Here is a 13,727-nt window from a genome sequence, read left to right on the forward strand (position 1 = left end):
TCGTTGATGATCAGGTTAGCTCTGGCTGGGACAGCGCGGACCCATCATTTCGCCGGCGCTTAGACACCTCCCGCCGTCGTCTTCCGGTCGCTGGGCGACCTTCAGACGACTCTGGTCGGCGATGCGCGCCTACACGAAACAATGCGCCCGCGCTTTGCGCTGTCGACTCGCCGATCGGGACCTGCCGCCTGTTGTCCCGCCTGCTGCCGCCTGAGGCGGCACAGTGCGGATCCCGACCCTGCCGCAAAGGTTCCGCAATCGCCCGAGTGCCGGAGGGACGGTTTTGTGTAGTCCCGCATCGCCGACCAGAGCATTGCGGAAGTCGCTCAGCGACTGTAGCGATGCGTCGGGAGGTGTCTAAGGGACGGCAAAACTGGTCCTGCGGCACGACCCGACCACGGCAACAAGCACGGGTGAGCTGACGGCAACGCCACGAAAGTGACCCCAGCCCGCTCAGGTGAGCGTAGATCCGAATCTCAGGCGAGAGCAGCCGGCGCCGCCCTTCTAGACCAGTCCGTTGCGCTCGAGGATCGTGCGGATTGCGGAGGTTTCTTCGGCGTTCAGGGAGAGCATGGGGGAGCTCATGGTGTTGGATTCGATGATGCCCATGATTTGGAGGGCGGTCTTGAAAGCACCTAGTCCTGCTGCGCCGCCGGAGACGCGGCCGTTGGGGGTGTAGACGATGTCGAAGAGGTCGGCCAGGCGGTCTTGTTCGGCGGCCGCTGCGGTCCAGTCTCCGGCCTGGGTGGCGTCGAACAGGCGGCGGTAACCGGCGGGGTCTACGTTGCCGAGGCCGGGTACTACGCCTTGGGCGCCGGCGAGGAGGGCGCCGTCGACGACGATTTCGTGGCCCGTGAAGATGTCGAAGTCGGGGATGTCCTTGGCTGCGAGGAGGAGTTGGCGGAAGGAGACGTCGTCGCCGGAGGAGTCCTTGACGCCTGCGATGACGCCGTCACGGCCGAGGCGGACCAGGAGGTCGGTGGGCAGTTTGAAGTGGGTGCGGACGGGGACGTCGTAGGCGAAGATCGGCTTGTCCACGGCAGCGTGGATGCTGCGGAAGTGGGTTTCGGTCTCCTGGGCGTTGCCGATGGCGTAGTACATGGAGGTGACCACGATTGCGTCGGCGCCGAGATCCACGACTTTGCGTGCTTCTTCGATGACCCGGTTGGTGGTTTGTTCGTTGGCGCCGACGATCAGGGGCACGGCGCCGGCGTTCGCGTCGGCGATCGTGGAGACCACCAGTTCGCGCTCTTCGTTGGTCAGGTAGGGGACCTCACCCGAGGAGCCCAGCACGAAGAGGCCGGACACGCCGCCGTCGAGCAGGTGTTTGGTGACGTTCTTCAGGGACGCGGTGTCAACGCGCCCGTCGGCGTGGCGGGGCGTGATGACCGGGGGAATGACGCCCTGGAACTGAGTAGACACAAAAATCTCCGTTGCTTGGATCTGGATGGGAAAAACTTAGGTGTGGAGCAGGCTGGGCGCGGCGCCGAGCAGCTTCTTGGTGTAGTCGTTGCTCGGGTTGTCGAAGACCTGGGCGGCCGGGCCTTCTTCGACGATCTGTCCGAAGTACATGACGCAGATGCGGTCGGAGACGTAGCGGACAGTCTGGATGTCGTGCGAAATGAAGACCATGCCGAGGTTCAGCTGGGTTTTCAGGTCAGACAGCAGGTTGAGGACTTGGGCGCGGACGGAAACGTCGAGGGCCGACGTCGGCTCGTCCGCCACGATGATGTCCGGGTCCAGGGCGAGGGCGCGGGCGATCGCCACGCGCTGGCGCTGGCCGCCGGAGACTTGCGACGGCGTGACCTCGGCCGCCGATTGTGGCAAGCCAACAAGGGCCAGCAGTTCCTTGACCTTGGTCGAGCGCGACGGGGCGTTGCCGATGCCGTGAACCTGTAGGGGATCGGTGAGGATGTCCTGGATGGTCATGCGCGGATTGAGGGCCGTGGCGGGGTCCTGGAAGACGACGGAGACGGCGCGTCCGAACTCCTTGCGCATCCGGGCGTTGCGTTTGATGGCCGGCTTGCCGTGGAAGAGCACCTGGCCCGACGTCGGGGCCTGGAGTCCCACGAGCACTGACGCGAGCGTTGACTTGCCGCAGCCGGACTCGCCGACGATGCCGACCGTTTCGCCCCGGCTGATGCTGAAGTCCACGCCGTTGACTGCCTTGACGATGTTGGGCCGGAAGAGGCCGCCCGTGCGCGCCCGGTGGTGGACCTTGACGTCTTTGAGCTCGATGACCGGTTTGCCGGTTGAAACACTCACTTTGCGTCCTCCTTCAAGTGGCTGGCCCAGTAGTGGTCCCGGTCTGCTCCGCCGCCGGCGGGTTCAACAACGGCGAGGACCAATTGCTGGTTCGGGTCGGCGTCGGGCCTCAGCGAACGCGCCGCAAAACGGTCGCCTGGAGCGAAATCGCGCGGTGACGGGACGGTGCCTGGGATCTGGTGGAGGCGGACGGCGTCGGCTTCGATCGAAAGGACCGCGCCCAACAGACCGCGCGTGTATTCGTGCCGCGGGTTCTGCAGGAGCTCCGAAGCCTGTGCGGATTCCACCACCTGGCCGGCGTACATGACCGTGATCCGGTGCGCCAGGGAGGCAACCAGGGCGAGGTCGTGGCTGACGAAGACCATGGCGAAGCCGAGCTGTTCGCGCAGTTCGTTGAGCAACTCCACTACTTGCTTCTGGACGGTGACGTCGAGGGCGGTGGTGGGTTCGTCTGCCACCACGATCTTCGGCGAGCGTGAGAGCGCCATGGCGATTAGGACGCGTTGGCGCTGGCCGCCGGAGAGCTCATGCGGGTAGCTGGCGAGGGTGCGGACGGGATCGAGCTTGACCATTTCCAGCAACTCGGCAGGGGTCTTGCGGCCGCCGCGCCTGGTCAGCTGGGTCATCTGTTCCTTGATCTTCATGGATGGGTTGAGCGAACTCAGCGCATCCTGGTAGACCATGGCGATCTGTTCGCCGCGCAGGCCCTGGTAGGCCTTGCTGTTGCTGTGCTTCGAGCCGGAATCCAGGAGTTCCTTGCCATCGAAGACGATGGAACCGGTGATCTCGGCGGTCTTTGGCAGGAGACCCATGATCGCGAGGGACGTGATGGACTTGCCGCAACCGGATTCGCCCACCAGGCCCATGGTTTCGCCTTCGCGGACGGTGAAGGAGACGTTGTCCACGATCGCGGTCTCGCCGAAGCGGCCCGGGAAGCGGATGGACAGGTTCTTGACCTCCAGGACGTTCCTGGCGTCCGCGGGAACCTGGGGGAGCCGGTCCGTGCGCTTGGCCTCGATGGATGCGAGGAGCTCGAGTTCCTTGTCCAGCAAGGCATGCGGATTCTCCGCTGCGAGTCTCGGATCGTTCAGGACGGACGCCGCGTAGTCCTCTTCGGAGAGCGGATCGCCGTTGGCGGCGCGAACGCCGTCGAGCTCGTGCTGTTCCACCACGGAAGACTGGGCTACTGACGTCGCGATCTCGGTATCGACGGCGGCGCCCGCCACCGCGGCGCCCGCAAAGGCAGCGGCAGCGCCGTCGTCGTCCTTCACGACCGGCGCCTTCCGCAGCTTCGGGTTCACCATGGCATCGGTGAGCCCCTCGGCGAGGATGTTCAGCGCAAGCACGGTGAGCAGGATGGTGAGGCCGGCGAAGGTGGTTGCCCACCAGCCGCCGGAGAGGACCAGGTTGCGGCCGTAGGAGATCACGTTGCCCCACGACGGCGCGGGATCCTGCACACCGGCGCCGAGGAAGGACAGCGATGCTTCGAGGATGATGGCGTCGGCCACCATGACCGTGGCGAAAACCAGCACCGGGGCCGCAGTGTTGCGGACAATGTGCTTGAGCAGGATGTAGGCGCGGCCGGCGCCCATCACGCGTTCGGCGCGGACGTAGTCTTCACCGTATTGGGAGAGCACATTGGCGCGGACCACGCGGGCGAGCTGCGGGGTGTAGATGATCGCGATCGCGACGATGATGGTGGGCACCGAGTTGCCGAACGCCGCCAGGAGCACAGCTGCGAGGGCGATGCCTGGGAACGCCATGAGGATGTCCATGACGCGCATGACGATCTCGTTGACGGCCTTGCTGGACGTCGCGGCGAGCGAGCCAAGCACGGCGCCGACGACGATCGCAAGGGCCACTGCGCCGAGGCCGATCATGAGCGAAGACTGTGAGCCGTAAAGGAGCCGGGAGAAGACGTCGCGGCCCAGGCGGTCGGTGCCGAAGAAGTGGTCGCCGTCCGGAGCTTGCGCAGGAATGAACGTTTCCAGGGGGTCGTGTGGCGCGATGACCGGAGCGAAGATGGCTGCCAGGGCGATGACCACGAGGAACAACAGGGCAAAACGCGATCCCCACGGGAGGGACTTGAAGCGGACGCCCGGGGCGCTGAGCCGTTCAGCAAGTTTGCTGCGCATGGCTATACCGTCCTGATTCGGGGGTTGATGAGCAGGTACAGGAGGTCCACCACGATGTTCACCAGAACGAAGGTGACCGAGATGGTGAGGACCACGCCCTGGACCAGGTTGACGTCCAGGTTGGTGATGCCGTTGAGGATCAGCTGGCCCATGCCCGGAAGGGCGAAGATCATTTCAATCACGACGGCGCCGCCCAGGAGGTAGCCGATCCTGAGTCCCAGCACGGTCACCGGAGTCACGAGCGCGTTGCGCAGGACGTTGCGGGACACCACCTCGCGGTACGGAACTCCGTTGCCAATGGCTGTCCGGACGTAGTCGCGGTCCAGTTCCTCCACCATGGACGTGCGGACCACGCGGATCAGGGAAGCGGAGACCGGAATGCCGAGAGCGAGGGCCGGGAGCGCCATCGAGTTGAGCCAACCGCCGAAGCCGGACTCCGGCGTCGCGATCCCGCCCGAGGGAAACAGAGGGTTGTCACCGAGCGCGAACCACTGGATGAGCAGGATGCCAAGCCAGAAGGACGGGGTGGCGATGGCCGCGATGGAGAAGATCCGGACCAGTTGGTCCTGCCACTTGTCGCGGTAAAGGGCGCCGATGATGCCGAATACCAGCGAGAGCACGACGGCGATGATCACGCCGAGGAACGTCAGCTGGAGGGTTAGCGGGAAGGCAGACGCGATCATGCTTGCCACCGACTTGGACGGCGGGGTGGTCACGCCGAGATCGAGCTGCAGGAGCCTGCCGAGGAAACGGAAGTACTGGACGAACAGGGGATCGTTCAGGCCGTTGTCCTGGCGGTACTGCTGTTTGGCGGCCTCGCTGGCGCCTTCGCCGAGGGCCGTGCTGGCCTGGTCGCCTGGGGCTGCTTGAAGGACGAGGAAGACCAACAGCGTGATGCCCAGGATCATCAAGGGCAATGCCGCGAGCCTTCGTCCAAGCAGACGCAATATCATGACCATTTGTTCTCCGGTTGCTTTGGTGCGGGAACCCAACTGACTCGCAGTAAGTGTCGTTTTGAGCCGTCTAAACGACAACAAATGCGAGCCAGTTGGGTGTGGCTAGGACGTGCGGCCGACGCCGATGAAGGACAGTCCCGTGGTGGGCAGCGGCTTGAAGCCTGAGAGCTTCTTTTCGTCCCAGGCGCTGGGGAGCTGGCGGTGGAAGAGCGGGTACAGCGGGACTTCGTCCGAGACGAGGTCCACGATCTGGCCGGTGATCTTCTTCGCGTCGGCGGCTGCGGCCTGCGAGCCCTTGTCCATCAGGCCCTGGAGGGTGGCGCTCTCCGGAGTGGTCCAGTAGGCGCGCTTGGCCATCCAGGTGGCGCCGGAGTAGAACCAGCTCAAGAGCAGGTCTGCGTCGTTGCCGAAGACGGAAGGGTCGCCCGGGGCCGCAACCACGGAGAAGTCGGCCTTGCCAACCCTGTCCGAGTACAAGGCGCCGGACTGCAGGTTCTTTGCGGTGACCTTGACGCCCGGGATCTTGTTCCAGGATTCAAGCATCAGCGGGGCAACGTCCTTGACCCAGGCAGTATCGGTGGTGAGCAGCTCGAATTCGAGGTTGCTCACGCCGGCTTGCTTGAGGAGGTCCGCGGCCTTCTGGGGATCGTAGCCGTAGACGTTCTTGGCCTTGACGTAGTCCGGGTGGCCTTCCTGGAAGTACGACGACGCAGCCTTGGCATTGCCGAACAAGGCCTTCTTGATGATGGCGTCCTTGTCCAGTCCATAGTGGAGTGCCTGGCGGACCAGCTTGTTGTCGAACGGGGCCTTGGCGCAGTTGAACATCAGGAACAGCATGCCGAAGGACTGCACGGATTCAACGCGGGTCTTGGACTTGAGCCCGTCCATGTCCAGGTACGGGACGTCTTCGATCGCCTGGACACGGCCTGACTGGACTGCCGTGACACGGGCGGCCGCGTCCGAGAGCAGCAGCCAGGTCATGCCCTTGGCGAGTGCCGGCTTGGGACCGTTGTAGTCGGCGAAGGCTTCGAAGACGATCTTGTCGTCCTTGACTGCCGAAATCAGCTTGTAGGGGCCGGAACCGACGGGCTTGGCATCGAATCCCTTCGGATCGGCAGAGGCCAACGCCTTCGGCACCACCTTCACCACGGAGATACGCGGTCCGAAGCCGGGGAAAGGATATTTCAGCGAGAACTCGACTGTCTTGGCATCGAGGGCCTTGACGTCCTTGATGAAGGGAATGAACTGGGAGAACAAGGACTTGTTGGCCGGGTCCATCACGCGGGTGAAGGAGTAGACAACATCGTCGGTGGTGACAGGGGCGCCGTTGTGGAACTTGGCACCGTCGCGGATGGTCACCTGGTACGTGGTGTCGTTGACCTTCTTGGGGTCGCTGGCGGCCAGCGCGTTGTAAGGCTCGCGGGTGGCGGGGTGGAGTTCCACGAGGCCTTCGAAGACGTGCAGGTTGGCGGCCTGCGGCGTGGCACCGGAGGACGTCATCGGGTCGAAACCCGTGGACAGGGCATAGGAGATGCCTGCTTCGATGGTGAGATCCTTGTTGACCGCCGCAGTGTTGTTTGCTGCGCCCGTTGTGGTGGAGGCAGGACCGCCACATGCCGACAGGGTGGCCGTGAACGCTGCCGCGGCTCCAATCGCCCCGGTCAGCTTGAGGAAGTTGCGTCGGCTGGCGTCGCTGACCAGCGGCAGGGTGTTAATCGTGTTGCTCATAAGATGCCTCACCATTCAAGTTTTCTGGTTATCGGATGTAGGACATCCGATGCTCGTAAAGAAACTGTAAGGGTGGTCACATGAAGTCGTCAAGCGAGATCTGGATCACTGGTGGCCGGAGGAGCGGTCGCTGCGGTGCTGCCGGAGTGCTGCCGGTGGGCGCGGCGCCGCGGTTTACCCTGCGAGATTCGGGCCCGGGGCTCGGTGAAAAATAAAGGCGAACATCTATCAAGGAGATGGGACATCCGATATTGTATGTTGCGAAGCACTATATCCACGGTGGGCGCTAGGCTCACCTCAACATTAACACTGCACTGATTCCTTGTCCCCGGTCCTGAAAGGATCCGGGCCAGGGAGGGGTACTTTTGCAAGGAGAGCCATGACCACTTCCGGTGTCGTTCCGCAGGCGCGGTTCAGCGCACAGGCCCGGCTCAGGGCCCTTCAGTCGGACATTATGGAATTGATCCTCGAGCGCGAGCTCGAGGCGGGCGATCCTTTGCCCACGGAAAATGAACTCTCCGTGGCGTTGGGGGTAGGGCGCAACACCCTGCGCGAATCGCTGAAGGTGCTGCAGGCGCTCGGTGTCATCGAGATCCGCCACGGCTTTGGCATGTTCGTCGCCCCGAGCAACTTCGAGGCGCTCGCCGACGGCCTGACGTTCCGGGGCCGCTTGTCCCTGCGCCACCAGGGGCTCGAGGCGCTGCAACTGGTGGACGTGCGCCAGGCCCTCGAATCGGGGCTGATCGGATCCTCCATGGATGTGATGACCGCTGAACAGCTCGCCCTGATCGAAGAGGCCGTCAAGCGGATGGAGGAGCTCGCAGCCTCCGGCGAGAACTTCGTAGCCGCCGACGCCGAGTTCCACCGCCGGCTGTTCGAGCCGTTGAACAACGAGCTCCTCATCAATCTCATGGGCGTTTTCTGGAAGGTCTACCGGAAGATCCACGTGGAGATCGGCTCCGACAACGAAGATCTTGTAGCCACCGCGGCCATGCACCGAAGCATCTATACCGCCGTCGCAACCGGCGACAAGCTCGCGGCCGCCGAACTGCTCAACCGTCACTTCGACGGAATCCGCCGCCGCATCAGCGAGGCCGTCGCAGTCTGAGGCCTGGCACCCAAGCCCGAGGGCCGCCGTCGTACTTTTCATGAAGTACGACGGCGGCCCTTGCCTTTTGCGCGCAACCCCCGGAGACGCTGCCCTTCCTGACCTTCTTTGGTTTGGGAAAGCGCTTACGACAAGGCGAGTCTCCTCATGTGGCGGCCGTGGGGCGGCAAAGAGGGTCAGGACGGCGAGGGCGTCGGCTTGCACGTTGGATCGTAGAGCGATGCCCTGGGTAGGTGTCGGATTCTGCTGGATCATTCCCCCGCCGAAGGTCCCTGGCCGTGTGATTCCAAGGGTGCCGGCCCCGGGGAGTGCTTGTGATCCAGCAGAATCGTAGGCGCACCTCCGCCGTGGAGTGAGGTCTGCTGGCCGCGTAGTGCCGGGGGAGTCCTTCGGGTTCTTGAAGGGCTGCCCTTCCTGATTTTCTTTGGTTTGGGAAAGCGCTTACGACACGGCGAGTCTCGTCATGTGGTGGCCGTGGGGCGGCAAAGAGGGTCAGGACGGCGCGCGCAACCCACGAGGCGAGGCGCGCCAACCAACCCGGCCCGGAATTTGACGAAAAAAGACCCGCACCGGGTCCGGTGCGGGTCTTCATTTGTGCGCCCAAAGGGATTCGAACCCCTGACCTTCTGTTCCGTAGACAGACGCTCTATCCAGCTGAGCTATGGGCGCATCTTGGTGATTCTCGGGAGTTTCAAACTCGTTCCCCCCTCGAACCTCAATAAACTTTACGCGAGATCCCCGTTCGTGCCAAATCGACTCGGTGTAATCTGCCTAACTAGACCGGTCTATGTGACCTTGGTCACTAAATTTGGCCAATCGCTGACGCGGATCCTTGATTTTTAGGGGTTTTGCTCCGAAATGGTCAAGAGATCCCATGTCCGAGCCCAGATTGGTCTACTCCGCGACCCCTAGCATTTAGGACACACCACTGAACCCGAGGAAGGGAACCACGATGGGCGATCTGGCGCGACTGCCGTTGCTTGAGAAGGCACCTACTACGCATGCACGCCTGTTGGCCTGGGTGGAGGAAGTTGCCGAGCTGACACAGCCGGACCGCATCCACTGGGTTGACGGCAGTGAAGCTGAGAACAAGAAGCTGACCGACGAGCTCGTCGAGGCCGGGACCCTGAAGAGGCTGAACCAAGAGCTCTTCCCCAACTCTTTCGCTGCATTCTCTGATCCCGCGGACGTAGCCCGTGTGGAAGAGCAGACCTTCATCTGCTCTGAGAAGGAACACGACGCCGGCTTCACCAACAACTGGATGGCTCCGGCGGAGATGAAGCAGAAGCTGCGCGGGCTGTTCGCCGGCTCCATGCGCGGCCGCACCATGTACGTCATTCCGTTCGTCATGGGCCACCTGGATGCCGAAGATCCGAAGTTCGGCGTCGAGATCACCGACTCCGCCTACGTTGTCGCCTCGATGCGCATCATGGCCCGCATCGGTACCGACGTCCTCGACCGCATCACGCAGACCGACGCTTTCTTTGTCCCCGCGCTGCACTCCCTGGGCGCTCCGCTGGAAGCCGGCCAGGCCGACGTCGCGTGGCCCTGCAACCCGGACAAGTGGATCGTGCACTTCCCCGAAGAGCGCTCCATTTGGTCCTACGGCTCCGGCTACGGTGGCAACGCCCTCCTCGGCAAGAAGTGCTACGCCCTGCGCATCGCCTCCGTCATGGCCCGTGACGAAGGCTGGCTGGCCGAGCACATGCTGATCCTGAAGCTGACTTCGCCCGAGCAGAAGACCTACTACATCTCTGCGGCATTCCCCTCCGCTTGCGGCAAGACCAACCTCGCGCTGCTCGACCCCACCATCAAGGGCTGGAAGGTGGAGACCCTCGGCGACGACATCACCTGGATGCGCTTCGGCAAAGAGGGCGAGCTCCGCGCCGTCAACCCCGAGGCCGGCCTGTTCGGCGTCGCACCCGGCACCGGTTGGGGCACCAACCCCAACGCCATGCGCGCCATCGCCAAGGGCAACAGCATCTTCACCAACGTTGCGCTGACCGACGACGGCGGCGTGTGGTGGGAAGGCATGACGGAGGAAACTCCGGCGCACCTGACTGACTGGCAGGGCAACTCCTGGACTCCCGGCTCCGGCAAGCCCGCGGCACACCCGAACTCCCGCTTCTGCACGCCGATCGACCAGATCGACATGCTCGCCGAGGAATACTTCAGCCCCGACGGCGTGGAACTCTCCGCGATACTCTTCGGCGGCCGCCGTAAGACCACCATCCCGCTGGTCACCGAGGCCCGCGACTGGTCCAACGGCATCTTCATGGGCTCGACGCTGTCCTCCGAGACCACCGCTGCAGCGGCCGGCGCCGTCGGCGTTGTGCGTCGCGACCCCATGGCCATGCTGCCGTTCATCGGCTACGACGCAGGCGACTACCTGAACCACTGGGTCAACCTGTCCGCCAAGGCCAACCCTGAGCGACTGCCCAAGATCTTCCTGGTCAACTGGTTCCGCCGCACTGCCGAGGGTGGCTTCGCCTGGCCCGGATTTGGTGACAACGCCCGTGTCCTCAAGTGGGCCATCGAGCGCCTTGAAGGCAAGGCCGACGCCGTCGAGACTCCCATCGGCTTCGTGCCGACCGGCGAGTCCATCGATCTCGAAGGCCTGGACATGACCCCCGCCGAGGTGGAAGCCGCAGTGCGTGTCGACGCCTCGGAGTGGAAAACCGAACTGGCATCGATCGAGGAATGGTACGCAAAGTTCGGCGGATCCCTGCCGGCCGCACTGCTCGCCGAGCTTGACGGCCTGAAGGCTCGCCTGGCCTAGACCACCAGACGGACGTCCACCTGCACGACCCCACGGCGGTCCCGCACTTTGGTGCGGGACCGTCGTCATTTCCGCATCCTGGAGCAGTCGCTGTGGAGCATTGTGCCGCGATGGGCGTGAGCGTAGCTTTTAGAGAACCAGCAGTTCTCTAATTCAGGGGAGCCGGGCCATGGACGATTCCCAGCGGCACGCAACACGGACCACCGCGCCCTTGGCCGCTTTGGGCGTTGGGGACGTCGCAGTTGCCGGTGGAAAAGGTGCGGCGCTGGGGGAGTTGGTGCGCCAAGGGTTCCCGGTGCCGCCGGGCTTCATCATCACCACGGGCGCGTACTTGTCCTTCCTGGCGGAAACAAACGTGGGTGCCGCGCTGGGCGGCTTTCTGTCCGTCGGGCCTGAAGAAGCCCCCGACGGCGGTGCGTCCGACGCCGACGCCGGTGACGGCACCGGGGGTGCTGACGGTGCGGCCCTTCGGGCCCTTTTTGCCGCGACGGAAATGCCCGGCTGGCTGCGGCAGGAGATCCTCGATGCCTATGCGGGGCTGGGCGGCGGGGCGGTCGCGGTCCGCTCCAGCGCCACGGCGGAGGATCTCCCGGGAGCCGCGTTCGCCGGTCAACAGGACACGTATCTCAACGTGCAAGGCGGGGACAACGTAGTCCAGGCGGTCGCCAACTGCTGGGCATCCTTGTGGACGGACCGGGCCATGGCCTATCGCCGACGGCAGGGGATCAATCCGCACGAGGTGGCCATCGCCGTCGTCGTGCAAAAAATGGTACCGGCCGCCATGGCGGGCGTCCTGTTTACGGCGAACCCGGTCACGGGCGAGCGCAGCGAAATGGTGGTGGACGCGAACCCCGGGCTGGGGGAGGCCGTGGTCTCCGGGAGGGTGACGCCGGAGCACTACGTCTTGGACGGTTCGGGAAAAGTGCTGAGTTTCACGCCCGGTGGCCGCGAGGTGGTGATCAGCGCGGCCGAGGGCGGCGGCACCCAAGAAAGCTCCGGCACGCAAGGAGCGAAGCCCGGGCTCGCCGCGGAGGAATTGGCGGATTTGGCAACGCTGGGAAAGAAGGCCCAGCGGCATTTCGGCCGGCCACAGGACATCGAGTGGGCGGCGGCAGGCGGCACGCTATACATGCTGCAGTCGAGGCCGATGACCGCGCTGCCGCCCCAACCGCCCGACCTCAACGCGGTCCAACGTCGGGTGGGGCCGTTCTTCATCGAGATGTTCCAGGCGCGGCCGTATCCCTTGGATGTATCCGGATGGATGAGCCGGGGAATCCTTGCCATGCTGCATGGCATGGCCGGGAGCGTGGGCGTGGTCTTCCCTTCGGTGGAGGATTTGCTGCCGGAGGAGGAAGGAGTGGTGGTGCAACTCATCCCACCCGTCCCGCGCCCGACCATCCGGACGTTTGCCGCACCGGTGTCCTTGTTGCACCGGTCGAGGCGGTTCAAAGCCGCCAACTGGACCCGGGATCCACGTTTCTCCCTGTTTATCGACAACATTGAAAGGCTGAACGGCAAGGACCTCGGCCCGCTGCGGTGGAGTGCGGTTGTTGCATTTGCCCGGGAATGCTTCGCGGCGATGCAGGGCATCACGGATTTGAGGGTCTCCTACCTGCCCGGCATTCCGGTGCCGGTGCTGAAGATGCGTTTCATGCTTCTGCTCCTGGGCAAGATCAAGCTTGCGCCCTCGCTGATCGCTGGGGCGGAAACCCGGACGAGCCAGGCAAACCGGGCACTTGAACGGCTCGCTTCCATCGCGGCGGACGATCCCGGGCTGTCGCGCGCGCTCCTTGAGTCGGACCCTCGCGAAATCCTTGGGCTGCTGGAAAAAGAATCCGGACATCGTGCATTCCGTGAGGCCTTCGACGCGTTCCAACTCGAGTATGGCCACCGTGAAACCACGAGCGTTGTCCTCAGCAGTTCGCCCACGTGGTCCGATGCCCCCGAAGTGGTCCTTGGGCTGGTCAAGGCCATGTCGGGAGAGCGGCCCCTAAAAGCGGACCCGGCCGGGAATGCGCTTGCGGAATTGAAACGCCACCCGGCTCTCCGGTTCGAACCGCTACGGCGGAGGGTGCTCGCCGCCGTCGAGTCCGCCCAAGCCGGCATGGCGTTCCGCGAGGACAGCCATTTCTACGCCACCAAGGCCATACCGCCGATCCGCCGGGCGTACCGGGAACTCGGCCGCCGGCTGGTGCTCGCCGGGGTGCTCGAGGAGCCGGACGAAATCCATCACCTGCGGTTCGAGGAACTTGAGTCCATCACAGACAACGACGACGGCGCGCTGCCGGCTTCGCTCCGCGACCGTCTCAGGCCGCTGGTTCTGGCTCGGGCGGCGAAGCGGAGAGAACTCGAAGGCATCCCGTTGCTCGATCCGGCTTTGCTCTTTGGCCGAGGCCACCCGGGTCGCCAGATGGAAGGGGTCCTCGTCTCCGGCACTGCAGCCAGCCGCGGCCAAGCAACCGGGCCGGTTCGTGTGATCCGTACGCCGGCAGAGTTCGGACAGCTGCGCAGCGGAGAGGTCCTCGTCTGCCCGTACACCAACCCCGCCTGGACGCCGCTGTTCCAGCGGGCAGCCGCGGTTGTGGTGGACGCCGGTGGGCTCGGCTCGCATGCGGCGATTATTGCGAGGGAGTACGGGATTCCGGCCGTTATGGGCACCGGTTCGGGCACCAGCACCTTGGTTGACGGCCAGCGTGTGCTCGTGGACGGAACCCTGGGAGTGGTCCTGCCGGCCGCTTCTCTGGAGGGATCTTGAG

Annotated in this window: 8 protein-coding genes and 1 tRNA gene; 3 read left to right on the forward strand and 6 right to left on the reverse strand. The window is 64.3% G+C overall.

Annotated features, from left to right (window positions below):
* Positions 1–504: 504 nt before the first annotated feature.
* The 5 genes from AC1DJB_RS07505 to AC1DJB_RS07525 form a co-directional block, all read right to left on the reverse strand.
* Positions 505–1,422 (reverse strand): dihydrodipicolinate synthase family protein, encoded by a 918-nt coding sequence (locus AC1DJB_RS07505; protein WP_441437611.1) that lies wholly within the window; start codon positions 1,420–1,422, stop codon positions 505–507.
* Between the two features lie 36 nt (positions 1,423–1,458).
* Positions 1,459–2,265 (reverse strand): ATP-binding cassette domain-containing protein, encoded by an 807-nt coding sequence (locus tag AC1DJB_RS07510; RefSeq protein ID WP_441437612.1) that lies wholly within the window; start codon positions 2,263–2,265, stop codon positions 1,459–1,461.
* Positions 2,262–4,400, reverse strand: coding sequence for a dipeptide/oligopeptide/nickel ABC transporter permease/ATP-binding protein (locus AC1DJB_RS07515; protein ID WP_441437613.1), 2,139 nt, complete (start codon positions 4,398–4,400; stop codon positions 2,262–2,264). Before AC1DJB_RS07515 ends, AC1DJB_RS07510 begins: the two co-directional genes overlap by 4 nt.
* A gap of 2 nt (positions 4,401–4,402) precedes the next feature.
* Positions 4,403–5,359, reverse strand: coding sequence for an ABC transporter permease (locus AC1DJB_RS07520; RefSeq protein WP_059388624.1), 957 nt, complete (start codon positions 5,357–5,359; stop codon positions 4,403–4,405).
* Positions 5,360–5,458: 99 nt separating this feature from the next.
* Positions 5,459–7,099, reverse strand: a complete 1,641-nt coding sequence (locus tag AC1DJB_RS07525; RefSeq protein ID WP_307053113.1) for an ABC transporter substrate-binding protein — start codon at positions 7,097–7,099, stop codon at positions 5,459–5,461.
* Positions 7,100–7,463: 364 nt separating this feature from the next.
* On the opposite strand from AC1DJB_RS07525, the gene AC1DJB_RS07530 reads away from it, so the two are divergent.
* Positions 7,464–8,192, forward strand: coding sequence for a FadR/GntR family transcriptional regulator (locus AC1DJB_RS07530; RefSeq protein WP_059388626.1), 729 nt, complete (start codon positions 7,464–7,466; stop codon positions 8,190–8,192).
* Positions 8,193–8,787: 595 nt separating this feature from the next.
* Here the strand turns inward: AC1DJB_RS07530 and AC1DJB_RS07535 are convergent.
* Positions 8,788–8,861: transfer RNA gene (locus AC1DJB_RS07535), tRNA-Arg, on the reverse strand.
* 283 nt (positions 8,862–9,144) lie between these two features.
* On the opposite strand from AC1DJB_RS07535, the gene AC1DJB_RS07540 reads away from it, so the two are divergent.
* Positions 9,145–10,971 carry a phosphoenolpyruvate carboxykinase (GTP) gene (locus AC1DJB_RS07540; RefSeq protein ID WP_284988765.1) on the forward strand — a complete coding sequence of 609 codons (1,827 nt, stop codon included), beginning with the start codon at positions 9,145–9,147 and terminating at the stop codon, positions 10,969–10,971.
* Between the two features lie 169 nt (positions 10,972–11,140).
* The gene (locus AC1DJB_RS07545; RefSeq protein WP_441437614.1) at positions 11,141–13,726 is read left to right on the forward strand and encodes a PEP/pyruvate-binding domain-containing protein; all 2,586 of its coding nucleotides are present in this window, start codon (positions 11,141–11,143) and stop codon (positions 13,724–13,726) included.
* The last annotated feature ends 1 nt before the right edge of the window (position 13,727 follow it).

The organism is Arthrobacter sp. 01T428 (assembly GCF_056398685.1).